Raw genomic sequence first — 23254 nt, forward strand, 5'->3', positions numbered from 1 at the left:
AGAGGTCCTTCCACCATGGAAATCATTGTTCTGATCGGCGTTGCCTGCCTGATCTTTTTGTCAGCCGCCGTCCAGCACGCCGGCACAGTCATTATGCGGGGTGTCGGCTTCGTCATGTCCGACCGCTCTGATCCCATGCCTGAAACCGGGTTTTCCGGACGAGCGCGGCGCACTTTGCAGAACAATCTGGAGTCGGCCGCAATGATGCTGCCGCTTGTCGTCGTCCTGCTTGTCACGGGTACCGGCAATTTGACGACACAGGCCGCCAGCGGCGTTTATCTTCTGGCCCGCTTTGGCTTTTCCCTTGCCTATTGGCTCGGCATCAGCACCGTTCGCTCTGTTAGTTGGGCAATCGGCATGGCGGCAATCGCCGTGACCTTTGCCTCGGTCCTATCTCAGGTCCCGGTTTATCCACCTGCCGGCAGCTGATAGTCCTGAGGTACATTGCGGGCAAATCCGTCCATCTTGCCTGTCTCGGTCATTCTTTTCGCCGGCAATCCAAATTTCGGGGCGCACGTCAGCCAGAACACGCTCGAAAATACAGAAGTTGCACCGGCATCTGTTCTTAAGCGCTCCGCAGAACGGCTCGCCTCTTGTGTTCCTTGGCGGCAGACTGTAATCCGCACTGGCACAGCCAACCGCACGCAGTCTCGGAGTGCCCCCATGAGTGAATCCTCTGGTCCCAACGGCCTGACCTATGCCGATGCAGGTGTCGACATCGACGCCGGAAACGAACTGGTGAACCGCATCAAGCCACTGGTCAAGGCGACGTCCCGACCCGGGGCCGACAGCGACATCGGCGGTTTCGGCGGATTGTTCGACCTCAAGGGCGCAGGGTTCCAGGATCCGATACTTGTTGCGGCCAATGACGGCGTTGGCACCAAGCTGAAGATTGCCATTGAAACCGGCCAGCACCGTACGGTCGGCATTGACCTTGTCGCCATGTGCGTCAACGATCTGGTGGTCCAGGGCGCCGAACCACTGTTCTTCCTCGACTATTTTGCAACCGGTGCACTGGATGTGACAACCGCAACCGATGTGGTCGCAGGCATTGCCGACGGCTGCAAGATGGCAGGCGCAGCCCTGATCGGCGGAGAAACAGCCGAAATGCCAGGCATGTATGTGGAAGGTGACTACGATCTCGCCGGCTTCTCCGTCGGTGCCGTAGAACGCGGTGCCATCCTGCCGCGCCCGGATGTTGCCGCGGGTGACGTACTGCTTGGCCTGGCCTCTTCCGGCGTCCATTCCAACGGCTATTCAATGGTGCGCAAGATCGTCGAGATGTCTGGCCTCAACTGGTCGGATGCGGCACCGTTTGCAGCCGGCAAGACGCTCGGCGAAGCGTTGATGGAGCCGACCCGGATTTATGTCAAATCGCTGCTTGCAGCTCTGAAGGAAACCTCCGGCATCAAGGCTCTCGCGCATATCACCGGGGGCGGTCTGCCGGAAAATCTGCCGCGTGTCCTGCCGAAGAACTGTTCCGCGCGCATCGATCTTTCGCAGATCAAGGTTCCGGCAGTCTTTGGCTGGCTTGCGAAAAGTGGCGGCGTTGCCGAGAAGGAAATGCTGCGGACCTTCAACTGCGGAACCGGCATGGTGATTGTCGTTTCCGCGGAAGAAGCCGACGCGGTTGCCGATGTCCTGCGCAAGGCCGGCGAAACAGTGTCCCGGATCGGCACCATCGAGGCTGAAGGCGCCGCACCGGTGCAGTTTGACGGCAGCTTGGACCTCGGCGCATGAGCCGCAAGAAGACAGCCATCCTGATTTCCGGACGCGGCTCCAACATGGGCGCTCTGATTTCCGCAGCGATGTCTCCCGACTACCCTGCCGAAATCTCGCTTGTTCTGTCCAATCGGCCGGATGCAAAGGGTCTGGAGCGAGCCGCCGAGCTGGGTATCCCAACGGCGGTTGTCGATCACACGAACTATGCGGGTAACCGCGAAGCGTTCGAAAAATCCGTCGATGCCGTCCTGAAGGAACATCGGATAGACTTGGTGGCCCTTGCCGGTTTCATGCGTATCCTGACCCCGTATCTGGTCAACGCCTGGGCAGGCCGGATGATCAACATTCACCCTGCTCTGCTGCCATCCTTCAGGGGGCTTGCAACACACGAGCGAGCCCTGCAGGAAGGTGTCAAGTTGCATGGCGCGACCGTGCACTATGTTTCGGCCGAAATGGACGATGGCCCCATTATCATCCAGGGGGCTGTTCCGGTTCTGGACGGCGATACCCCGGACAGTCTGGCGGCGCGGGTTCTGAACGTCGAACACGAGATCTATCCCAAGGCACTTTCCCTGGTTGCCAGTGGCAAGGCCAAGGTGTCCGGAGCCCGGGTGACCGGCAGCGGCGATGGTGCGCAGACAGATGCTCTCATCTGGCCATAGGCCGGTTTCAGGTTTCACGGGCCAATGTGCCCGAACTGCGGATGCGCGGCCACTGGACTAGTTTTGCTGGACAAGCTGCCTTAACGACAGGACCACGAATTCCGCCGGACGCGTGAGCGCGACCTTGACCACAACAATCATGTAGCCGGCCTCAACATCCGCGCTGGTCATTGTGGTACCAAGTCCCACGTCGACACTGTAGGCATCCGCAGGTGTTGCCCCCATCAGTGCGCCATCCTTCCAAAGAGAATTCAAGAACATCTCGATCGAGGATTTCACCGTGAGCCAAGTCGTTGCGGTGTTGGGGGAGAAGACGAAAGGTTCGAGACCTGCCCTGATCGACTGTTCAACCATGATCGACGTTCGGCGAATATTCACATAACGCCACTCCGCGCTGTTGCCGTCCAGCGTGCGCGCGCCCCACACCAGTGTCCCGCGCCCGGCAAACGACCGGATCGCGTTGACGGCCTTGCCGTCCAGCGGGGCATTCAGATCTTCCTGCTCCGCATCCGAGATAGCTACGCACGGCGACAGGACAGCAGCCAGACTGATATTTGCCGGAGCCTTCCAGACACCAACCTGGTTGTCTGTCATCGCATAGGCGCCCGCCAACGCACTCGACGGCGGCATGACACTCACCGCGGTAACGGCCTGCGCGCCGAGCGCATTATAGCGCCTCGAACAACCTAGCAAGATCTTGTGATCGCTGGCTTTCTCCGCATCAGACTTGTCTTCATCCATCAGCGAATTCAACAGTTTGTCGACTATGGTTTTCCTGGACTCATCTGCCTGAATGGAAGGTTCCTGGCCAACATGATCAAAGAAGGCCTGACGTGTTCCAGCCGAGACGTTGTCGAAGGTTATCGTGACCGCGTCATGAAGGGACGTGTTCACCCAGGGATAATAGGCAGCGGCGAAGCTCATGTCCTGCGCTGAAAGCAGGTTCCGCAGACCGGTTTGCCCCGAAATCACATCGACTTCGTCGTATGTCCTATGCCTGTCCCCTTTGAACACGTCGACAATGGCGACGCGATTTTGCATCTCGGCACAATGGGCAAGGCCGCGGTCCCAGACGGCCTTGTAGTCCGCTGCCGACGGCAGAAACACAGCATCGGGCATGACGACTATCGATGGTTCCTCCAACTTGGCAAGTTCCTGCCAGACAGCCTCCCCGAAATGATCCGCGGACTTGATGAAGGCGGACGCTTCCTTGCCGTAGCATCCAACCGACATGATCCAGCACGTGCTTCCGCCGTTGTCGAAGAAAAGTTTCAAGGCCGAGTGCATGTTGAACCGGCTCGCTTCGTCCAGTTCCAGGAGCGCTTCACCGTCCCTCAAGCTGAAGTCGAAACGAAACACCGGCTCCCCACCGAAGTGGGCTTCGAACTGAGCCAGTGACGAAATCCGGACCGGTACGCCGGTGACATTCTTGCCTTCCTCCACCGCTGTTTCCGTGTAGCCGATAAAGACCGGAACACCTGTCGGGACTTGTACGACCGGGACTGGAAAGGGATCCAACTCGTTGATGTAAACGCCTGGGGCATCATACTTCTTCATCGCACTCTTCCTCGTGGCGCAGCATCCGATGGGCCTTGTTGCCACCGGTCGTCACAAGCTCCCACAGTCACACCGGCGAACAAAGAATTTTCTGCCTGAAGTTGCATGTCCTGCTGGAAGCACCTTTTTGTTTGCCCCCGGCTTAAGCTGAATACAGACGGTGCGGATAGTATCTTGACTGATTGTGGGCGGTTATCCGGTCGGATAACGTGCCTCCATGTTTTTAGGTGTCATGTCCGCGCTTGGCGGCGTCGGGTTGTTTCTGATCGGCATGCTGCTTCTGACCGACGGGCTGAAAGCCCTCGCGGCGCAGCGCATGCGCGAGGTGTTGTCCAGGTTCACTTCCACCCCTTTGTCCGGCGCCGCGACGGGCGCGCTCACAACAGCCGTCATCCAGTCTTCCAGCGCGACAACTGTCGCAGCCGTCGGTTTCGTTGCCTCTGGCCTTCTCACCTTTCCCCAGGCGCTCGGGGTCATATTTGGCGCCAATGTCGGCACGACTCTGACCGGCTGGCTGGTCGCGGTCCTCGGCTTCAAGCTGGATCTCGGCCAGATCGCCCTGCCTTTCGTGTTTTTTGGCGCAATCGCCAGGCTGGCCTTTCACGGACGGATCGCGCTGATCGGCCAGGCACTCGCCGGTTTTTGCCTGATCTTTGTCGGCATCGAACACATGAAAGACGGGCTTGACGCCTTCAGCGGCGTGGTTACACCCACCGACTTTCCACCCGACACGCTCTTCGGCCGGCTGCAACTGGTGCTGATTGGCATGCTGATCACTGTCGTGACCCAATCCTCGAGCGCAGGTGTTGCAACCGCACTTGCGGCACTTGGCGCGGGTGCCGTCAACTTTCCGCAGGCAGCCGCAATGGTGATCGGCATGGATGTCGGCACCACGTTTACCGCGGTTCTGGCGACCATCGGCGGCGGAACCATGGCCCGGCGTACGGGCTACGCGCATATGATCTACAATGTCCTGACGGGCATCATGGCGTTTTTTCTTCTGGGTCCGTTTCAGATTGTGGCTGGGGCGCTGACGGGCAATGGCGATGGACAGGTCGCACTTGTCGCGTTTCACAGTTTTTTCAATGCGCTTGGTGTCATTCTGGTGCTGCCCTTTGCGCGGCCCTTCGCCAGGATGGTCGAAACAATGGTTCCCGAAAAAGGCCCCGATCTGACCAGCCGGATGGATCCGCTCGTGCTGCGGGAGCCGCATGCTGCCGCTTCGCTGGCAGGACAAACTGTTGCGGAGCTTGACGCTGCGATCATCGACCGGTTGCGTAACCGCCTGGGCGCAAGGCAGGTCTCTGACGCGGAACTGGACCGGGAGGACCTTGCCAAAGCCATCGCGGGAACGCGGACCTATTTGGACAGGATCATCGTTCCACCCGACGACATGGTGCTGCAGGAAGAGCTCAAGGGCCAGTTTCACATCCTCGACCACCTGAGCCGCCTGCTCTATCGCTGCGACCAGAGGCAGCGGATCGATGAGCTGGCGCTGGATCACCGGCTCAGGCGCCTGGCGGGCCTGCTTCTCGGCGTCACGAGCCCATCTGCCAGGCAGCAAGACGCCAAGACGCAAGAAAAGACGCTCGACCGGTTGCGATTGTTGATGCGCCGGCAACGCCGGCTCAACCGCGACCGATTGATCGCCATGGCAGCGGCCGATGCGGTGCCTGCGGAAACCGTCTGGCTGAAACTGGACGCCCTGCGCTGGCTGCACAGGGTTGCCTATCACCTGTGGCGGATCCGGTTGCACCAAAATGTTCTTCTGGACGCAAACCGGGATCTGGCGTCGACCGTTGAAGAAGCCCGGACAGACGTAGACCAGGATTGATCAACATCGGCCGGGCACAACCGTCAGGCAGCGGACCGGTCGATGATGATGTGATTTTCACCGCGCGAACAGGCTTCCACGCGCGCTTCCACCCGGTAGATGTCACGCAGCATCGACGAGGTGATGACGTCCTCGGACGGTCCGGCCGCCACCAGGCGTCCATTGGCGATCACCATCGTGTTTCGGCAGAACCGCAGGGCATGATTGAGATCGTGAAGGGCAATCAGCACCAGGGTCCCCTGCCTGCGCGCAAGGTCGCGCATGAAGTTCAGAACCTCGACCTGACGGTATAGGTCCAGCGCGGATGTCGGTTCATCCATCATCAGCACTTCGGGACGGCGCACCAATGCCTGCGCGATCGAAACCAGTTGGCGCTGCCCACCGGAAAGTTCGCCCAGGTTCCGGAACGCCAGGCCATCGATTTGCAGCGCTTTCAATATGCGGTCAATTTCGATGAGTTCAGCATCTTTCACGCGCCAGCCTTCACCTTGCTTGGCTGCCAGAAGAACGGATTCATAGACCGTGAGCACGGCGTTGGCGTGGGTGTCTTGCGGCATGTATCGAATTGCGTCCCGGGGCGACGTGCGGTTGCCTGCCAGCACGACATCGCCAGGTCCCTTCAACAGACCGGAGATCCGCTTGAACAAGGTTGACTTGCCTGCGGCGTTGGGGCCGATCAGCGCGGTGAGTTCACCACCGGAAAAGACCGGTGTCGTGACCCCTTCAACCGCAAGACTGGAGCCGTAGCGTGCGCCCACGCCCTTGAGCTGCAACGTTACCATGACTGCCTCCGGTCCGCGAAAATGAGCACGAAGAAGAACGGCACCCCGACAAGCGCGGTGATGACGCCGATGGGCAGGATCGCCCCCGGCAGAATGATCTTGGAAACGACGGATGTTGCCGACAGCATCAGCGCACCGCACAGGATGGCCGCCGGCAGGAAAAACCTCTGGTCCTCACCCACCAGCATGCGGGCGATATGTGGTCCGACCAGTCCTACAAACCCGATGGTACCGACAAAGGAAACCGGTATGGCGGCCAGGAGACTGACGCCAAGCAGCGTCTTCAGTCGGAGCGCCTTAATGTTCACGCCGAAACTGGCTGCCTTGACATCACCAAGCCGGAGGGCGGTCAACGCCCAGGAATGGCGCGCGAAAAACGGAACGCAAACGACAAGAATTGTGAAGGTTGCCAGAACCTTGCCCCACGTCGCCTTGGTCAGCGATCCCATGGTCCAGAACACGACGGCAGCGAGCGCCTGTTCGGAAGCAAGGTATTCCAAAAGGGACAGCAGTGCGTTGAACGTAAAGACCAACGCGATCCCCAGAAGCACGATGGTCTGAACCGTCACGCCCCGGACGGTCGACATCAGATAAATGAACAGCGAAGCCGCCATTGCCATCAGAAAGGCATTGATCGGAACCATGTAGTGAACCGCAGCCGGAAAAATCGCGACGCCGGCAACTAGGCCCAGGGCCGCGCCAAAGCTGGCCGCGGCGGAAATGCCGAGCGTGAACGGGCTGGCCAGCGGGTTGGCCAGGATCGTCTGCATCTGGGCACCCGCCAGCGACAGACATGCGCCAACGGTGATCGCCATCAGCGCGATCGGCATGCGGATGTCCCACAGGACGACCCGGGTTTGCAGATCCGCGCCGGACGGATTGACCAAGGCGGCAAACACTTCCGACAAGGGATAGCGGGCCGGACCAAGCGCCAGATCCAATGAAAAGCTGAATGCAAGTGCGGTTATCAGACCGCAAATGACCAGAACGCGCCTGAACGCAAGGGCGCGGTAAAGACCGCGCCCCTCTTCAGCCGGAATGAGTTCCGAAACCGCCATGTTACTTACTCGAATCCAGCGACACGAAGTAGCCCGGCCGGTACTCCACCGGCAGGAAGCGATCGTGCAGTTCCTTGAAGGTGGCATCGGGATCAAGATCCGCGAAGAGATCCGGATGCAGCCATTTGGCGATCTGCTGAACCGCGACGAACTGGTACGGGCTGTTGTAGAACTGGTGCCAGATGGCATGGACATTGTTGTTCCGGACCGCCTTGACGCCGGTAAATCCCGGACGCTCCATCAGACCTGCGAGCTTGTCTGCGGTGACCTCCGGATCAGCGCCTGCTCCAACGCCAACCCACTTGCCGCCAGGAACATACATTTCCCAGTTTGCGCCAGTCACGATGATCTGGTCCGGGTCGGAGGCGATGATCTGCTCCGGGTTGACCGTGCCGAAGGTGCCCGGAATGATGTCGGCAGCCATGTTGATGCCGCCAGCCATTTCGACCATCTTTCCGAAATTCTCGTTGCCGAATGACATGCAGCAATCGTCCGAGTAACCGCCGGCACGCTCCATGAACACCACCGGTTTCACGAGATCCGTCTGCGCTGCCAGCTTGTCTGTTACCCTGGCTATTTCCGCTGCACGGAACTCGATGAATTCCTCCGCCTTGTCTTCCTTGCCGTAGAGCTCGCCGATCAGGCGCATGGAGGGCTCGGTGTTTTCCATCGGCTTTTCGCGGAAGTCGACATAAACGACCGGAATGCCGACCTTGCCGAGTTTCTCGATATATCCGCCTTCCTCGGTGGCGACCTTGGCATCCAGGTTGAGGATGATCACGTCCGGCTGAAGCGCGATGGCCTGCTCGACATCGAACGTGCCATTCTTCATGCCGCCGAATGTCGGCAGGTCCGCCATTTGCGGATATTTCTCGAGATACTGGTGATAGCCGTCGTTATCGGCCTTTTCGAAATCGTCCCGCCAGCCCACGACACGCTTGAATGGGTCGTCACCATCAAGCGCCGCGGTAAAATAGATCTGGCGTCCCTCGCCCAGAATGACCTTCTCCACCGGCACTTCGACCTCGACCTCCCGGCCGGTTATATCGGTTACGGTTACGACGTCTCCAGCAAGAACCACCGTGGGAAGAAGAGTAGCCGTCACAAGCCAAGAGACTGCCAAGCTTTTGATTTTGCTCACATCCGCCTCGAATTTTCCAAAGGTTATAAGTTGAGTTTTATATTCTTGTTTTTCGTATTTTTCCTGAGTATATGAGTCAAGAATTATCTTTTGGAATGGTTCCAACCAATGGGAGCGACACCCCTGATGAGCGACGCGGACACACTTTCGAATTTCGATCTGCGTGAGGAAATCAAGGAATACTGGGGCAAGCGGGCCGAGACATTCGACACTCAGCCTGGTCACGAAATTTTTTCAGACGAAGAGCACACTGCCTGGAAAAACCTGTTCGAAAAGCATCTCGGCACCGGCAAGGCGCGGCGTGTTCTTGATCTCGCCTCAGGCACTGGCGTTATCTCACACCTGCTTGACGATCTAGACTTCGAGGTCACCGGGATGGACTGGGCAGAACCCATGCTGGCCAAGGCGCGCGAAAAGGCTCAAAAACGCGGTCGCTCAATCCGCTTCCTCATGGGCGACGCCGAGCGGACCATGGAGCCTTCCGGCAGCTATGATGCCATCACCTGCCGGCATCTGGTGTGGACACTGGTCGACCCGGCCGCGGCGTTTGCCGAATGGCACCGGGTGCTGAAACCGGAGGGGCGGCTGCTTGTCGTCGACGGTGATTTCGTCAATCCCGGCTGGTTCGCAAGAATGCTTGCCGCACTGTCCGGGACTGTGGCGCGTTTCGGGCTTCGCCCGCAAGCAGACACAAAGCCGGCAGACATGATGGAAACCCATCGCAGCATCTTGTCCCGCGTCCATTTTTCGAACGGCGCAAGGGCAGACGCGGTAGTTGAGCTGTTGCGTCAGGCCGGTTTCACACAAATTGCAGTCGACACGAACCTGAAAGCGGTTCACCGGGCACAGCGACGCCACCTGCCCTTCTTCAAGGGGCTGGAAAGAGCCACCCAGCACCGCTACGCGATCTGCGCGCGCAAATGACATTCCCCGAGATGAGGCAGCCGGTTCGAGGACTGGCAACCGGCCAGTTGAGATGGTGAATCTTCCCTTGTTTACAGCTCGTCAAAACAATAAAATCAACCCGAAACACCTAAGATTGCCGCAGTATAATCAACGATTGCAAGAGTTAATTCGACGTTTATTCTTCACGCTACGTTAAGCCACCTTCGATAAGAGTGCATTTCAACACAATTATCGAGTATTGCAGATGCATGCTGGCCGCGATGTTTACCAGTTCCTCTCCAAGAGCCTTGCGGCCGGACGCAAATCGCTGAACACCTTGGCGCCTCTGCTGGTCCTTGCACTGCTGATGACCCCTCTTTTCGGTGGGCTCTCAAAAGCCGTTGCGGCCGAATGGGTGATCACCCGTCTTTCAGGAACGGTTTATCTTGTCGCGCCAGGTATCAAGGCCCATCGCGCCCGCAAAGGTATGGCGCTTCACAAGGGCCACACGATCGCGACGCGCAGGGGCGCCCGCGCCGTGCTGCAACGGGGCAAGGACTCCATCATCGTCGGACCAAACACGGAGTTTGCGCTGTCGCAATATCGGAGCAATGACAGCAAGACAACTCTGCTACAGCGCAAGGGCACGATCGATGTTGATGTCGAAACCCGCGGCATGCCGTTTTTCAGGGTCGAAACGCCTTATCTGGCAGCAGTCGTCAAAGGCACCCGCTTTTCGGTGAGTGTGCACGGCAAAGAAAGCCAGGTCACCGTTCAACGTGGCGTCGTCGGTGTTCAGGATCTTGCCTCTGGCCAGCGAAGCGACCTGCGGTCCGGACAAAGCGTACAAAGCGCTCCGGACAAGTTCAGCGGTCTGAAATCCGTCGGCAACACCCGCGCAGCCATTCAGCAAGGCAAACCGGCAAAACCGACGTTCGGCAAAGTGCCGACTGGTCCCTCATCGACCGGCACAAATGTTCAGCAGAACAGCTCCGGCGGCATCTTCGGCAACAGTTCGTCCGCAAACTCCGGAGACCGCGGCTCATCAGGAAATACCAACGGGACTTCCGGCAGCAACTCGGGTGCTAATCGCAACTCGGGATCCGGAAATGCAGGTTCCGGAAACTCTTCCAATAGCGGGGGCGCAAGCGCCGGCGCTTCGGCAGGCGGCGCGAGTGCCAACACATCTGCCGGAAGCGGTGGCGCAAACGCAAATGTCTCGGCTGGTGGTGCGAATGCAAATGCTTCAGTCAATGGCAACGGGGTAAATGCAAATGTTGGCGGTGTCGGCGTCTCCGTGGGACGCTGACACTTCACCCGAAATCTGCCTCAGGCTCTCAGGAGCTGCCTAATGCCTCACCCAGAGTCCGACCGAGTGCCGACTTTTCGCGCAGATCCAGCCCGGAATGCAGATCAACGATATGACTTTTCTGGATTTCTTCCGCCGCTGCCCCATCGCGTTTTTCGAACGCATTCATCAGCGCATGGTGAGAGTGGCTCTCGCAAGCTGTGTCTGAACGTTTCCAGTAAAGGGCGATGATCAGCGACGAGCGTGAGATCAGCGAACGGATCATTCCGGCGAAGACCCTGTGGTCGGCGATATCCGCTATCTCGGTATGAAAGCTTCCGGACAGGAAAAGGGCCTTGCCCATATCGCCGGCATGAAGCGCCGCATGTTCGGCGTCCAGATGTGCATGCAGCAGTGCCAACTGCCTGTCGGTGATGACATCGGCCGCAAGGCGCGCAACGGCTGGTTCTACCAATGCGCGCGCCTGAAACACCTCGTGTGCCTCGCGGATCGAAGGCTTTGCAACGAAGGCGCCACGGTTCTTTTCCATGGCGACCAGTCCGGAATGCGCGAGAGCCTGCAATGCGGCGCGCACAACGGTACGACTGACACCATAGATCTCCCCCACTTCATCCTCGGACAGTTTCAACCCCGGTGTCAGCTTGTGCTCAAGAATGGCTGCCTGAAGCTTCAGGCAGATATCGAGTGCCCGGCCCTGCGGAAGGGCGAAGACTTCATGCAGCTTGCTGCGTTGATCGAGGTCGGCGGTGGTCACGGGTTTGGTCATTTTTCTTGAAGTGCCCAATGGGGGTTGAGCGATGCCTTGATCCTACCTCCCGCCATTCAAACCGGCAATCTAGGATCGTATACAATTTTTGGTCATATCGTATTTAATTTGCCAAAATATTGTGCACTTTTTCCGATGTGAATTTATGCACCGTCGTTACACGGCCTTATGTTTCCCGGATTTCTGCCAGTTTTCAACATTGGCACGGCACTTGCTGCTTCAGGACCCGAAAACGGTTTTCTGAAGGAGACGTCCGGTCATGGCGAAGTCCCTGGACCTTGAACTGGCAGCCACCACCAAGATCTACGGCGAGACCATCGCGGTCGATGCGATCAATCACAAGTTTGCCGCCGGCACCTACTCCTGCCTGCTCGGCCCGTCCGGCTGCGGCAAGTCCTCTACCCTGCGGATGATTGCCGGCCATGAAAGCGTCTCGATCGGCGACATCGTTCTGGGCGGCACCAACATCACCGATCTTCCGCCCGCCCGGCGCGGCACGGCGATGATGTTCCAGAACTATGCGCTGTTTCCGCATCTTTCCGTGGTCGATAACGTCGCCTTCTCCCAGAAGATGAAGGGCGTCGAAAGATCGGTCCGGCTCAACAAGGCTCGCCAGTTGCTGGAACTGGTCGACATGGCGGCCTATGCCGAACGACTGCCGTCGCAACTTTCCGGCGGTCAGCAGCAACGTGTCGCCCTTGCCCGTGCACTGATCACCGAACCTTCTGTTCTGCTGCTTGATGAACCTCTGTCGGCGCTCGATCCGTTCCTGCGCATCAAGATGCGGCTCGAGTTGAAGAAGCTGCAACGCGAACTCGGCATTTCCTTCATTCACGTCACCCACAGCCAGGACGAAGCCCTCGCGCTTGCCGACGATATCATTGTCATGAACGGCGGCAGGATCGAGCAGGCAGGTAGCCCCCGCGACGTGTTCAACGCGCCCACCACAGAATTTGTCGCGCGCTTCATCGGCGGTCACAACGTTCTGCAGCAGAAAGGCGCATCCGTCGCGCTGAGGGCAGACCGGCTGAAAGTGAAGAAAGCAGCCGGCGATGACGGGGCCGTGCTGACCGCCTTCGTCAAGGATGTCGAATATCTCGGCTCCACCGTAAATCTCGCGCTTGATGCAGGTGGTGCCGGCGATCTGACCGCCGCGCTCACCGACGACGTTTTCTTTCAAGACCCGATCGAGATCGGCGCAACCGTCTTCCTGACATGGAAGCCGGAAGACGCACACCAACTGGCTGCCTGAAGGCTGCCGATCGAAGGCCTTCTCCCGAGGCCGAACAAACTCCAGAGGGGAACAGGAGTAAGAACATGACAGATACAGTGGGAAAAACTGAACAGATGACCAAGAAAGGCGTCAGCCGCCGCAGCATCCTGAAAGGCGGCGCTGCTGCTGCAGGTGCGGCCCTGGGTTCCGGAGCCATCACCGGCTTCCCGACCATCTGGGCACAGAACATCAAGGACGTGACCCTGCGCCAGTTCGGCACCGGTGTGTCTAACCTCAACGAGGTGGCGCAAAAGGTGAAGGAAGACCTCGGCTTCACCCTGGAAATGACCGCACTCGACAGTGATGCCGTCACCCAGCGTGCAGCGACCCAGCCGGACAGCTTCGACATTGCAGACATCGAATACTGGATCTGCAAGAAGGTCTGGCCGACCGGCAACCTGCAGGCAATGGACACCTCCAAGATCAAGAACTACGACAAGATCGTCGGCATCTTCAAAAGCGGCAAGCTGACACCTGAATCCGTTATTGCCCAGGGTACCGCGCCGCATACGGTCGGCTTCGTCGACGGTCCGGACGGCAAGGCATTCGCCACCGAAGAAACCGGCTGGATGACACTCATCCCGACGATCTACAACGCCGACACGCTCGGCATCCGCCCGGACCTGATCGGTCGCCCGATCGAAAGCTGGACCGAGCTGTTGAACCCGGAATTCAAGGGCAAGGCCTCCATCCTCGACATCTCCTCCATCGGCATCATGGATGCGGCCATGGTTTGCGAAGCCATGGGCGAGATCCAGTATGGCGACAAGGGCAACATGACCCGCGAAGAGATCGACAAGACCATGGCGATCTTCACCGAAGCCAAGAAAAACGGCCAGTTCCGTGCCTTCTGGAAGACCTTCGATGAAAGCGTCAACCTGATGGCCTCCGGTGAAGTGGTGATCCAGTCCATGTGGTCGCCGGCGATCACCGCCGTGAAGTCGCGCGGCATCGAGTGCGTCTACCAGCCGCTGAAGGAAGGTTACCGGTCATGGGGCGGTGGCATCGGCCTCTCCAAGAGCCTGACAGGCCTCGAGCTGGAAGCAGCCTACGAATACATCAACTGGTATCTCGACGGCTGGGTCGGCGGCTTCCTGATGCGGCAGGGCTATTACTCGGCCGTGCCGGAAACCTCCAAGAACCACATGGACGAGAACGAGTGGGGTTACTGGTTCGAAGGTAAGGAAGCTACCGGTGACATCACCAACCCGTTCGGTGACGTTCTGGCGAAAGCCGGTGAAACCCGCGACGGCGGCTCTTTCTACGAGCGCATGGGCGCAGTTGCCTGCTGGAACGCTGTCATGGACGAGAACCAGTACATGGTTCGCAAGTGGAACGAGTTCATCGCCGCCTGAGGCTGAGCCGACACACTGGTGCCCGGGAGACCTCTCCCGGGCGCTTACAAAACCCGGTCGCGCTTTCGCCCGCCTTCACCATTAACCGGACCCGACCTTCATGACGGATCAGACACAGTCCATTTCCAACGTTGTTCCGCCTGCCAAAGCCCGCGCAAAGGCCCCGTTCAGCCTCAGCCGACTGCCTGGTTCGGTCACCGGCTGGTTGCTGTCGTTGCCATTGGCCCTGGTGCTGTTCTTCTTCCTGGTCCTGCCGATCGCAATGATCGTCGTGGTGAGCTTCTGGGGCGCGACGGAGTTTTCGATCTACCCGGCGTTCCTGTTCGACAATTACGAATTCCTGTTGACGTCGCCGGTGACCTATCAGGTATTCTTCAACACCGTGAAATACGCGCTCATCACCTGGGCGATCACGCTGGTGATCGGTTTCACCGTTGCCTATTTCCTTGCCTTTCACGTGCGGACGCTGACGTGGCAGATCGTCCTGTTCCTGCTGTGCACGATCCCGTTCTGGACATCCAACATCATCCGCATGATTTCCTGGATCCCGTTCCTGGGCCGCAACGGCATTGCCAATTCGACCCTGATCTCGATGGGTGTCATCGACGAGCCGCTGGAATGGCTGCTCTTTTCCGATTTCTCGGTGATCCTGGCCTTCGTCCATCTCTACACGCTGTTCATGGTGGTGCCGATCTTCAACACCATGATGCGCATCGACCGCTCCCTGATCGAGGCTGCCTATGACAATGGCGCCACCGGCCTGCAGACGCTCACAAACGTCATCATCCCGCTGACCAAACCGGGCATCATGATCGGTTCGATCTTTGTCGTTACGCTGGTGATGGGCGACTTCATCACCGTGCGCTTCATGTCCGGCAGCCAGAAAGCCAATGTCGGCAGGCTGATCTCCAACGACATCGCGCTCCTGCAATATCCCTCTGCCGCCGCGACGGCGGTCATCCTGCTCATCACGGTGCTTCTGGTGATCTCGATCCTGCTGCGCTTCGTCGACATTCGGAAGGAGCTTTGACCATGGAAAAACGTTCCCGGTCCTTCTATGTGCTCGCCGCCTTCTTCGCTTTGTTCCTGGTGTTTCTCTATGGTCCGACCATCACCATCTCGATCCTGAGTTTTCAGGGGCCGCAAGGCGGGTTGACCTTTCCGATGCGCGGTGTGTCGCTGCACTGGTTCCGTGACCTGTTCGAACAACAGGCTGTCGGCGATATCTGGGGCAGTTTCTCCCGTTCGCTCACACTCGGCCTGATGGTCATGGTGACGACAGTCGTCGTTTCCGTGATGGGTGGCCTCGCCTTCCGCAAGCGGTTTCCGGGTTCCGGAGCGATCTTCTATCTGATCATCACCTCGCTGGTGATCCCGTCGATCCTGGTTTCGCTCGGCGTCGGTCTGATCTTCTCGCAATCCGGCCTTCCCGTGCACTGGTCGACCTCGGGCTTCGGCGCGCAATTGACCTGGACCCTGCCCTTCGGCTTGCTGATCATGTTCGCGGTCTTCAACCGCTTCGACAAATCCTACGAGGAAGCTGCACGCGACCAGGGCGCCAGCCCATGGCAGACGATCCGTCATGTCGTGCTGCCGATAATCGCGCCCATGCTGATCGGTGTCGCCCTTTTCGGCTTTACGCTGTCGTACGACGAGTTCGCCCGCACGCTGCTGACAGCCGGCAGCTACAACACGCTGCCGCTGGAAATCTACGGCATGACAACAAACGTCACGACCCCGGTGATCTTCGCCCTCGGCACTCTGACAACCGCCTTTTCCTTCGGCATCATCGGTCTGTTCCTGGCCATCGTGGTGATCTTGAACAAACGCAGGTCACGGCACGGCTCGGATGCCGGAAAGGGCATGGTCTAGGGCCTTACATGCGCGACACACATATACTCGTCATCAATCCGAATTCCACGGCTTCAATGACGCAGAAGATTGCGGCGGCTGCTCGCGCCGCAGCCGGTCCATTCAGTCGGATTACGGCCATCAATCCACTGGAGGGACCGGCAGCCATTCAGGGGCCGGCAGACGGCCAGGCTGCGTTGCCCGGGCTGTTTGATCTCTTCGATCGATCCCTCAAGAACGATCCAAGCATCAGCGCCGTCATCATCGCCTGTTTCGACGATACCGGCTTGTGGGAGCTGAAGGCGAAGTCGCGCGTTCCCGTGGTGGGCATCGGAGAGGCCGCCTATCACGTTGCCTCCGTGGCGGCCGAAAGGTTCACCGTCGTCACCACCTTGTCCGTTTCCGTACCGGTGCTGGAAGACAACCTGCAACGCACAGGCCTTGCGGCCCGCTGTGCCAGGGTGCGCGCCTCGGACGTGCCGGTTCTGGAACTGGAAAACCCCGAAAGCGACGCCCGGCATAAAATCGAGGCGGAAATCGAAATGGCGCTCAGGCAGGACGGGGTCGGCGCAATCGCGCTCGGCTGTGCAGGCATGGCGGATCTGGCCGCGGACCTCACAGCGCATTTCAAGGTGCCTGTCATCGATGGTGTCGCGTCCGCGGTGCGGCTTGCCGAGGCAATTACCGGCTAGATGGACCACTTGCCTCCTGATGGTCAAGAATGACCTCAGCCTCTGACCCGAAGCTTTCGACAGCGGAAAAGAAAACGTCGAACAGCTTGCTGCGCTCGTCACCGGGTGAAAACACCACTTCCTCGTATTGGCTTTGAATGTCCGACGCTGAAACGACGGGGCATATCCTTACAGGATCCAGCACCGTTCCCGCAGGACACCACTGCTCTGGCGGCTCTGGCCTGAAGCGGCCCTGCCCCGATGTGGCCCTCCTCTTTTCCCGAAGATGGACGGAACAGCCAACTATTACTGTTCAGGAGGTGACGCGCTGATTGCGCCCATAGACCAGAAGCATGCCGATGATCACCGCGCCGTATATGATCTGCCGGCCCGCTTCCGGCATCTGCATGATTGACAGGACGGAATTGAGAAGCACGATCAGGATGACCCCGACAAGTGTACCGACATATCTGCCTTTGCCTCCGAGAATGTGTGTACCGCCGAGCACGACCGCCGCAATTGCCGGCAGCAGGAAGGCGTTGCCCATGCCCTGGTAGGCCTTGGCAGAGTATCCGGTCAGCAGCACCCCGGCTGTCGCGGCGCACACACCGGATATGACAAAGGCACCGATGATGACCAAACGTGTCCGGATACCCGAGAGATAGGCCGCCCCCTCACGTGAGCCTGTCGCATAAATGGATTTGCCGAAGGCCGTCCGGGTCAACAGCGTTGCGATGACGATCGACACGGCGCCCCAGACCAGAATGGCGGCTGGAATGCCGAAGATCCTGTCCTTGGCGAGAAACAGCATAACCGGCGTTGCCTTGTCTTGCGGCGCAAATCCTCCTGTCTGGGCGACCATCAACCCGCGCAGAACAGTATCGACACCCAGGGTGAAGATCATTGAGGGAATCCGGAGCCAGGCGACTCCGATGCCGTTGAGAAGGCCGACGCAAACGCCGACAGCAAGTGCCGTTGGAATGGCAAGGTCCCCGCCAACTGCTGTTGCCGTCATGGCCGCCGCTGTCAAGGTCCAGGGGATGGACAGGTCGATATGGCCCAGCAGTATGACCATCATCATTCCGGCGGCGCAAATTCCTAAAAACGATCCCGTCTGCAATTGCTGCAAGAGGTAGTTGACCGATAGGAGGGGTGCTGTCCCGGTTGTCGCCAACGTGTAGGCAGTCCCTGCAATCAGGATCACGCCCACAAACAGAGAGGCAACGACAATCGGCCGGTTTTCTTTGGAAAGGGAAATCTGCATGCCTGGTTACCTGAACAAGTCGAGCTGGTTTTTGACCCGAAGCGTGCGGAACGCACCGAAGGAAACGGCCGTCAGCAACACAAGGCCCTCGATCAGCGGCTGCAGCAGCGGGTCGATATCGAGGATGCGGAAGTAGAAGGAGATCACCCTGAGGATCATCGCGCCAACGAGGCTGGCGATGGCCCCACCCGTTCCCCCAAGCAACGACGTGCCCCCCAGAACCACCGCTGCAATGGAATTCAGCGTATAGGCGCCAGCCTGCTGGACGTCCGCGTTACCCGAAGAGGTCTGGATGGCAAGGTAGAGACCGCCGCACGCCGCCAGAAATCCGCCAAGTGTGAAGGCCGTGATCTTGGCCCGCTGGATAGGCAGTCCGGACATGTATGCCGCCCCCTCCGCCGAGCCTATGGCGTAGACGGTTCGTCCTGTGACAGTGCGGCGGAATGGCACCCAGACGATAACCGCGACAAGAACGACCAGCAGGAAAGGCACCGGGATATCGGCAAAGGGTCGCAGCCACCAGGCATTGCCCCCATCGGCAAAGCCATAGGTATCGGCGAGATCCCACACCGAGTTGGTGAGCGCCCAACTCAGGTCATCATCTACGTTACCACCCGGTTTCGGCCGGATCAGAAGGGCCAGCCCGATGGCGATCGCCCCTGTTGCCAGGGTCGCAATGATCGGTTGAATGCGGCCATAGACAACGATGCAGCCATTCATGAAACCGAACAGGGTTCCGGTGAGCAACGTCAGGACGACCCCCAGCAGAATTTGCAGCGGCGAGCCTGTCAGAAGCTCCGAAGCAACGCAATTGGTGAGCGTCATGACAGCGCCGACGGAAAGATCGAGGCCACCAATGAGCACAGGCAGGGTCTGCGCCATGGCAACGAATGCGATTGCGACAGTTTCATTGGCGTTCTGAATCGCTACCGCCGAAGAGAAACCCCGGGGATGCAGCGTGTTGTAGGTCAGGAAAAGGATCGCCAGCAGCAGCACTGCGGCGGCAAACCCTGTATTCTGAGACAACCAGCGCTTCAGGTCCGAGGACCATATCGAACTCTGTTTCATGCTGCCTCGACACCAATGTTCAAAGAGGCCGCAACGAGGCTTTCCTCGGTGATCGCATCACCTGACTGCTCGCTGACAACCTTGCCACCATAAAGAACGGATACCCTGTCGCAGCAGCCGATCAACTCCGCGTAGTCGGAAGAATAGAACAAGATGGCCTTGCCCTCATTCGCAAGCTCCCGCATGAGCCGGTAGATCTCCTGCTTGGTGCCAACATCGATACCCCGTGTCGGATCATTCAGCAGAATGATGTCCGGATCGATCATCAGCCACTTGGCAAGCACCACCTTCTGCTGGTTGCCGCCAGACAATGTCATGACCGGATCATTGACTGAGCCGATCTTGATCTGCAGTTTCGCGATGCCCTTGCCGATCTCGGTCTCCGCCCTGCCCGGGTCTATGAATGGCCCCCTGGAAATCTTTGTGAAGCTGGAGGCAAGCAGATTGTCGGCAATCGACATATCGAGCATCAGCCCCTCCGTCTTGCGGTCTTCCGGAACCAGCGCCATACGCGTCGCAGCGTTTTTTGCCGTGGCTGGCGATGACGGCAGTCCCTTTCGCCCGCCAATAGACACGTCGCCCTCGACATCCTTCAGAACACCGAAAAGGGCGAGCAGCAGTTCCTTCTGCCCCTGTCCGTCCAGTCCGCCGAGGCCAACAATTTCTCCGCGCCTCAAGGAGAGATCTATTCCGCTCAACCGGTTGCCCCACTTCAGTCCCTTCACCTCCAGGATGGGCTCCGGTGACGTCCCGCCGACCGCCTGGGCTGGTTTTGGCGGAAATTGAGCGTCGACCTCCCTGCCGATCATCAAGTGCACGATCTCCCGTTCTGACTTCGCTCCCTTTTCGAAGGTTTCGATATGCCGGCCGTTGCGGAATACCGAGAGCGTGTCGCACAGCGCCTCAACTTCATGCATCCGGTGAGAAATGAAGAGGCTCGCAACTCCGGCGTCCTTCAACTCGCCCAGAAGATCGTAGACCGTACGCACGTCGCGCGCGGTCAGGGCTGACGTCGCCTCGTCGAGAATAAGCACCTTGGGGTCCCGGCCGAGGGCTTTGGCAATCTCGACCATCTGCCGGCGGGACAGGGACAATTCGCGTACCAGCGCGTTCGGATCGACATCCTCGCAGCGCACCCGGGCAAGCAACTCCTCTGCACGGCGGATCTGCGCCCGTCGGTCGATCAGCCCGAAGCGGCGCGGTGGGCTGGAAATGGAAATATTGTCCGCGACCGAGAGATCGGGAATAAGCGACAGCTCCTGGAACATGCACACGATCCCGGCTTCGACCGCGGTCTGCGGGGTGGCGAAGGCAACCTGCTTGCCTTCCATCAGGAGGGTACCGGCATCCGGCTGCAACACGCCGGCCATGATCTTGATGAGTGTGGATTTGCCGGCACCGTTTTCGCCCAGGATGGCGTGTACGGAACCGGACCGACACTTGAAATCAACGCCTTCCAATGCGCGAATGCCGGCGAAGTATTTGGAAATACCTCTATATTCAACAATGGCTTCAGTCATACGTGTGCGCTCACCGGACTTGGGGGCCGGTCCATGGTGTGTGAATTCGGTCCCGGACGAAAGCCCGGGACCGTTTCAGTTGGCTCTTGAGGATTACTTCACGTCTGCTTCGGTTTGCGACATGATCGCCGGACCGGAGATGTTCACGCCGCAGGGCGGGAACTCGTTGACCGTGAAGAAATTGTCAGGAAGGTCCGACCAGTAGTTCTTCCCGTCTTCCAGCTGATCGTATGTTGCGACCGGCAAGGGAACGGAAATCAGCTGCGGCATGACATTACCTTCCAGCGCGGAGACCGCCGCCTTCATTGCAATGGCCACGAGACCAGGCGACTGGCCGATGGAAATGCCCTTCAGTCCTTCGCTGGAATGTTCCGCAATCGCCTTGCGGAAACCATTCTCCGATTCACCGGCAACAGGAACCCAGGGGTGCTTGGCATCCATCAAAGCCTGGACGACGCCGTTGGACCCGCCCTGACCGACAACAGCGACAAATTCGCCATGAACCGCAATCGCATCGGCAACGACTTTCTGTGTGGTGCCATCATCCCAGTTGCCGACGACCTGAACCACTTCCCAATCACCACCCGAAGCATCCAGTACTTCGTTGATGCCGATGGACCGGTCACGATCGACCGAGTTGCCGGGCAGTCCGCGCACCTCGAGGATCTTGCCGGAAGTGATCCCCTTTTTCTTCAGTTCGTTGACCGCAAATTCCGCCCACATGCGACCCATCTTGAGCTGGTCTTCGTTGACCTGCATGACCTTGTCGGTATCGAGAACATTGTCGAACGGAACGATGACGACGTTGTTCTTGTCTGCAAGGCGGATAACCCTGTCGAAGCCATCGGGAGACACCGCAATGGTCACGATGGCGTCATAGCCCTGGTTGATGAAATCCTCGATGGCGCCGAGCTGGGCCGGTGCGTCCGTACCTGTCGAGACAACCTTGAACTCAGAGATCTTCTCCTTCATGGACGGATCCTCGGCAAAGGCCTTTGCCGTCTTGATCATCTGGATGCGCCAGGTGTTGCCGACGAAGCCGTTGACAACCGCAACCCGGTACGGCCCCGGTTTTGCATCCCATTTGAAGAATTTGGTGTCCGCGGACCAGGGGGCGAAACATTCCGGATCCACACCGGGACCAGAAACCTCCGCCGGTCCGGCAAATGCCATTGCCGTGGACAGAACCAGCGCCGGCAGTGCCATCGTCAGCGCAGTCGTCAATTTCAATTTCTTATTCATCGCACTTCCTCCCTTGCTTGCGTCAAGTCGCGGCTCCTCTTGGCAGGTCGACGCGCCCTGCCACCGCTTGTTGTCGTTTGCCTTGCCGCCCCGCATCTCAAGCGGTTGCTTCCATCTCCTCGTTGAAGTGGCGAAAGCCCAGCATCAGATGCGTGCGCAAGCGATACTGAAAGGCCAGTCTGTCGCGGGCAGCGAGAGCATCGATGACGCCCTGATGCTCACTGAAGGTTTCGGTCATGAAGGTTCTGCGTGTTTTACCCATCTGCATGATCCGCAGAATCACCGGCTTCATGACCGCGTAGACGTCCAGCATGGCAGCGTTGTCCAGAATTGAGACCAGACGAACGTGAAAGGCATAGTCGATCTCGGAAGCCTCATTGAGATCGTGATTGGCCGCCAGCTCCGCATTGATGTCGTTGAGTTCGTTCAGATCGTTCCGATTGACTTTGTCGACCAGAATTTCGGCCGACCCGACTTCCAGCAGACCGCGCAGCGCCTGCACGTCGCTAAAGGTCTTGCGGGACAGCTCCATGGTGTTGAAGGAAAACAGCTCGAAGGCGCGTGACATGCGGTTGTCGATGATGGTGGCGCCGATTTTCGGGCGCACTTCCACCAGCCCATAGGCCTTCAGGATACGCATGGCCTCGCGCACAGTGTTCCGGCTGGCATTGAACTGGGCGCACAGCTCGCGCTCGGTCGGCAGGCTGTCCCCCACCTTCAACCTGGCACTCGCAATCAGGTCCCGGATCTGCTGCACAACGGAATCCACTGCGGATTCCCCCAGCTGGCCCGCACGCATCAAGGATCCACCTGTTTCCTCTTCCATCATGTTTTCCTGAATGTGTGACACGTCCGACAAGCTTTCTTATTTGTTGGACCAGAAAATACGTACTGAGAGAATAACGCGAAGTCAACGCTGTAGCGTGATTTTCGCTAATATAGATTTTTTGGCAATTTATTTCATATATTTAGTTGATGATAATATTACTAATTTTAGCACCACCTCCGGTGCATCCACTCAAAGAATGAAAATTTTCTTTCTATTTGTCATACCACAGAAATGCGTTGAGGACTGAATTCAGCAGCGGCGTATCCATGGAAAACACGCCTGAAGGAACCGGACTCAAGTCGAAAACAAAGGCGGCGAGACCGTTCTCCCGCCTCACCATCCCATCGATGTCAGCTCCACTATCTCAACACCCACTTCAGACCAGTGTTTTGGACAGGATGAAAGCTGGCAGCGCTGGCCGCAAAACCCTATAAGGTTTGCCCGGACTGACAGAGACCTGGAGTT

General features: G+C 58.6%; 21 protein-coding genes. 11 read left to right on the top strand and 10 right to left on the bottom strand.

Translation table 11 applies throughout. From position 1 onward, the window contains the following. Positions 1–15 precede the first annotated feature (15 nt). The 3 genes from ACYQ54_RS23460 to purN all read left to right on the top strand — a co-directional run bounded on the left by ACYQ54_RS23460 (position 16) and on the right by purN (position 2384). Positions 16–429 carry an MAPEG family protein gene (locus ACYQ54_RS23460; RefSeq protein ID WP_460086819.1) on the top strand — a complete coding sequence of 138 codons (414 nt, stop codon included), beginning with the start codon at positions 16–18 and terminating at the stop codon, positions 427–429. A gap of 234 nt (positions 430–663) precedes the next feature. Continuing rightward, positions 664–1740, top strand: coding sequence for a phosphoribosylformylglycinamidine cyclo-ligase (purM, locus tag ACYQ54_RS23465; protein ID WP_460086821.1), 1077 nt, complete (start codon positions 664–666; stop codon positions 1738–1740). After that, positions 1737–2384, top strand: coding sequence for a phosphoribosylglycinamide formyltransferase (gene purN / locus ACYQ54_RS23470; RefSeq protein WP_460086823.1), 648 nt, complete (start codon positions 1737–1739; stop codon positions 2382–2384). Before purM ends, purN begins: the two co-directional genes overlap by 4 nt. A 57-nt stretch (positions 2385–2441) precedes the next feature. Here purN and ACYQ54_RS23475 read toward each other — a convergent pair whose 3' ends face one another. Further along, positions 2442–3941 (bottom strand): phage tail sheath family protein, encoded by a 1500-nt coding sequence (locus ACYQ54_RS23475; RefSeq protein WP_460086824.1) that lies wholly within the window; start codon positions 3939–3941, stop codon positions 2442–2444. A gap of 217 nt (positions 3942–4158) precedes the next feature. Here ACYQ54_RS23475 and ACYQ54_RS23480 point away from each other — a divergent pair, with 217 nt between their 5' ends. Continuing rightward, positions 4159–5775, top strand: a complete 1617-nt coding sequence (locus ACYQ54_RS23480) for a Na/Pi cotransporter family protein (protein ID WP_460086826.1) — start codon at positions 4159–4161, stop codon at positions 5773–5775. A 23-nt stretch (positions 5776–5798) separates the two neighbouring features. Here ACYQ54_RS23480 and ACYQ54_RS23485 read toward each other — a convergent pair whose 3' ends face one another. Genes ACYQ54_RS23485 through ACYQ54_RS23495 form a run of 3 tightly spaced genes read right to left on the bottom strand, consistent with a single transcriptional unit; the run spans position 5799 to position 8720 of the window. Continuing rightward, positions 5799–6557, bottom strand: coding sequence for an ABC transporter ATP-binding protein (locus ACYQ54_RS23485; RefSeq protein WP_460086828.1), 759 nt, complete (start codon positions 6555–6557; stop codon positions 5799–5801). Beyond that, positions 6551–7615: a FecCD family ABC transporter permease gene (locus tag ACYQ54_RS23490; RefSeq protein ID WP_460086830.1), complete on the bottom strand. Its 1065-nt coding sequence runs from the start codon at positions 7613–7615 to the stop codon at positions 6551–6553. The genes ACYQ54_RS23485 and ACYQ54_RS23490 overlap by 7 nt, the downstream gene beginning before the upstream one ends. Before the next feature lies 1 nt (position 7616). Further along, a complete protein-coding gene (locus tag ACYQ54_RS23495) occupies positions 7617–8720 on the bottom strand; it encodes an ABC transporter substrate-binding protein (protein WP_460086831.1) in 1104 nt (367 codons plus the stop codon). A gap of 162 nt (positions 8721–8882) precedes the next feature. On the opposite strand from ACYQ54_RS23495, the gene ACYQ54_RS23500 reads away from it, so the two are divergent. Both ACYQ54_RS23500 and ACYQ54_RS23505 read left to right on the top strand, forming a co-directional pair. Further along, positions 8883–9680, top strand: coding sequence for a class I SAM-dependent methyltransferase (locus ACYQ54_RS23500; RefSeq protein ID WP_460086833.1), 798 nt, complete (start codon positions 8883–8885; stop codon positions 9678–9680). A gap of 226 nt (positions 9681–9906) precedes the next feature. After that, positions 9907–10950: a FecR family protein gene (locus tag ACYQ54_RS23505; RefSeq protein ID WP_460086834.1), complete on the top strand. Its 1044-nt coding sequence runs from the start codon at positions 9907–9909 to the stop codon at positions 10948–10950. Between the two features lie 28 nt (positions 10951–10978). Here ACYQ54_RS23505 and ACYQ54_RS23510 read toward each other — a convergent pair whose 3' ends face one another. Further along, positions 10979–11716 carry a GntR family transcriptional regulator gene (locus ACYQ54_RS23510; RefSeq protein ID WP_460086837.1) on the bottom strand — a complete coding sequence of 246 codons (738 nt, stop codon included), beginning with the start codon at positions 11714–11716 and terminating at the stop codon, positions 10979–10981. A 259-nt stretch (positions 11717–11975) separates the two neighbouring features. On the opposite strand from ACYQ54_RS23510, the gene ACYQ54_RS23515 reads away from it, so the two are divergent. From ACYQ54_RS23515 to ACYQ54_RS23535, 5 genes are all read left to right on the top strand, one after another. Further along, positions 11976–12968: an ABC transporter ATP-binding protein gene (locus tag ACYQ54_RS23515; RefSeq protein WP_460086839.1), complete on the top strand. Its 993-nt coding sequence runs from the start codon at positions 11976–11978 to the stop codon at positions 12966–12968. A 65-nt stretch (positions 12969–13033) separates the two neighbouring features. Further along, a complete protein-coding gene (locus ACYQ54_RS23520) occupies positions 13034–14344 on the top strand; it encodes an ABC transporter substrate-binding protein (protein ID WP_460086841.1) in 1311 nt (436 codons plus the stop codon). Between the two features lie 100 nt (positions 14345–14444). Beyond that, the gene (locus ACYQ54_RS23525; RefSeq protein ID WP_460086842.1) at positions 14445–15374 is read left to right on the top strand and encodes an ABC transporter permease; all 930 of its coding nucleotides are present in this window, start codon (positions 14445–14447) and stop codon (positions 15372–15374) included. A 2-nt stretch (positions 15375–15376) separates the two neighbouring features. Next, complete coding sequence (locus ACYQ54_RS23530; protein WP_460086844.1) at positions 15377–16216, top strand: ABC transporter permease; 840 nt, start codon at positions 15377–15379, stop codon at positions 16214–16216. Positions 16217–16224: 8 nt separating this feature from the next. Further along, positions 16225–16887 (top strand): aspartate/glutamate racemase family protein, encoded by a 663-nt coding sequence (locus ACYQ54_RS23535; RefSeq protein WP_460086846.1) that lies wholly within the window; start codon positions 16225–16227, stop codon positions 16885–16887. A 292-nt stretch (positions 16888–17179) separates the two neighbouring features. Here the strand turns inward: ACYQ54_RS23535 and ACYQ54_RS23540 are convergent, their stop codons facing one another. The 5 genes from ACYQ54_RS23540 to ACYQ54_RS23560 all read right to left on the bottom strand — a co-directional run bounded on the left by ACYQ54_RS23540 (position 17180) and on the right by ACYQ54_RS23560 (position 22786). Continuing rightward, complete coding sequence (locus ACYQ54_RS23540; RefSeq protein ID WP_460086849.1) at positions 17180–18130, bottom strand: ABC transporter permease; 951 nt, start codon at positions 18128–18130, stop codon at positions 17180–17182. Between the two features lie 6 nt (positions 18131–18136). Continuing rightward, complete coding sequence (locus ACYQ54_RS23545) at positions 18137–19198, bottom strand: ABC transporter permease (RefSeq protein ID WP_460086852.1); 1062 nt, start codon at positions 19196–19198, stop codon at positions 18137–18139. Then, a complete protein-coding gene (locus ACYQ54_RS23550; RefSeq protein ID WP_460086854.1) occupies positions 19195–20718 on the bottom strand; it encodes a sugar ABC transporter ATP-binding protein in 1524 nt (507 codons plus the stop codon). The genes ACYQ54_RS23545 and ACYQ54_RS23550 overlap by 4 nt, the downstream gene beginning before the upstream one ends. A 93-nt stretch (positions 20719–20811) precedes the next feature. Further along, positions 20812–21960: a sugar ABC transporter substrate-binding protein gene (locus tag ACYQ54_RS23555; protein WP_460086857.1), complete on the bottom strand. Its 1149-nt coding sequence runs from the start codon at positions 21958–21960 to the stop codon at positions 20812–20814. A gap of 97 nt (positions 21961–22057) precedes the next feature. Continuing rightward, positions 22058–22786: a FadR/GntR family transcriptional regulator gene (locus tag ACYQ54_RS23560; protein ID WP_460086858.1), complete on the bottom strand. Its 729-nt coding sequence runs from the start codon at positions 22784–22786 to the stop codon at positions 22058–22060. Positions 22787–23254 lie beyond the last annotated feature (468 nt).

The organism is Roseibium sp. LAB1, from assembly GCF_054658235.1.

Bases quoted from the DNA above. Each gene is read 5' to 3' on its own strand.
- ACYQ54_RS23475 (WP_460086824.1), bottom strand. From the start codon at position 3,941: ATGAAGAAGTATGATGCCCCAGGCGTTTACATCAACGAGTTGGATCCC.
- ACYQ54_RS23540 (WP_460086849.1), bottom strand. From the start codon at position 18,130: ATGCAGATTTCCCTTTCCAAAGAAAACCGGCCGATTGTCGTTGCCTCT.
- ACYQ54_RS23490 (WP_460086830.1), bottom strand. From the start codon at position 7,615: ATGGCGGTTTCGGAACTCATTCCGGCTGAAGAGGGGCGCGGTCTTTAC.
- ACYQ54_RS23510 (WP_460086837.1), bottom strand. From the start codon at position 11,716: ATGACCAAACCCGTGACCACCGCCGACCTCGATCAACGCAGCAAGCTG.
- ACYQ54_RS23560 (WP_460086858.1), bottom strand. From the start codon at position 22,786: ATGGAAGAGGAAACAGGTGGATCCTTGATGCGTGCGGGCCAGCTGGGG.
- ACYQ54_RS23480 (WP_460086826.1), top strand. From the start codon at position 4,159: ATGTTTTTAGGTGTCATGTCCGCGCTTGGCGGCGTCGGGTTGTTTCTG.
- ACYQ54_RS23460 (WP_460086819.1), top strand. From the start codon at position 16: ATGGAAATCATTGTTCTGATCGGCGTTGCCTGCCTGATCTTTTTGTCA.
- purM (WP_460086821.1), top strand. From the start codon at position 664: ATGAGTGAATCCTCTGGTCCCAACGGCCTGACCTATGCCGATGCAGGT.
- ACYQ54_RS23555 (WP_460086857.1), bottom strand. From the start codon at position 21,960: ATGAATAAGAAATTGAAATTGACGACTGCGCTGACGATGGCACTGCCG.
- ACYQ54_RS23500 (WP_460086833.1), top strand. From the start codon at position 8,883: ATGAGCGACGCGGACACACTTTCGAATTTCGATCTGCGTGAGGAAATC.
- ACYQ54_RS23545 (WP_460086852.1), bottom strand. From the start codon at position 19,198: ATGAAACAGAGTTCGATATGGTCCTCGGACCTGAAGCGCTGGTTGTCT.
- ACYQ54_RS23550 (WP_460086854.1), bottom strand. From the start codon at position 20,718: ATGACTGAAGCCATTGTTGAATATAGAGGTATTTCCAAATACTTCGCC.
- ACYQ54_RS23505 (WP_460086834.1), top strand. From the start codon at position 9,907: ATGCATGCTGGCCGCGATGTTTACCAGTTCCTCTCCAAGAGCCTTGCG.
- ACYQ54_RS23535 (WP_460086846.1), top strand. From the start codon at position 16,225: ATGCGCGACACACATATACTCGTCATCAATCCGAATTCCACGGCTTCA.
- ACYQ54_RS23520 (WP_460086841.1), top strand. From the start codon at position 13,034: ATGACAGATACAGTGGGAAAAACTGAACAGATGACCAAGAAAGGCGTC.
- ACYQ54_RS23525 (WP_460086842.1), top strand. From the start codon at position 14,445: ATGACGGATCAGACACAGTCCATTTCCAACGTTGTTCCGCCTGCCAAA.
- purN (WP_460086823.1), top strand. From the start codon at position 1,737: ATGAGCCGCAAGAAGACAGCCATCCTGATTTCCGGACGCGGCTCCAAC.
- ACYQ54_RS23515 (WP_460086839.1), top strand. From the start codon at position 11,976: ATGGCGAAGTCCCTGGACCTTGAACTGGCAGCCACCACCAAGATCTAC.
- ACYQ54_RS23485 (WP_460086828.1), bottom strand. From the start codon at position 6,557: ATGGTAACGTTGCAGCTCAAGGGCGTGGGCGCACGCTACGGCTCCAGT.
- ACYQ54_RS23530 (WP_460086844.1), top strand. From the start codon at position 15,377: ATGGAAAAACGTTCCCGGTCCTTCTATGTGCTCGCCGCCTTCTTCGCT.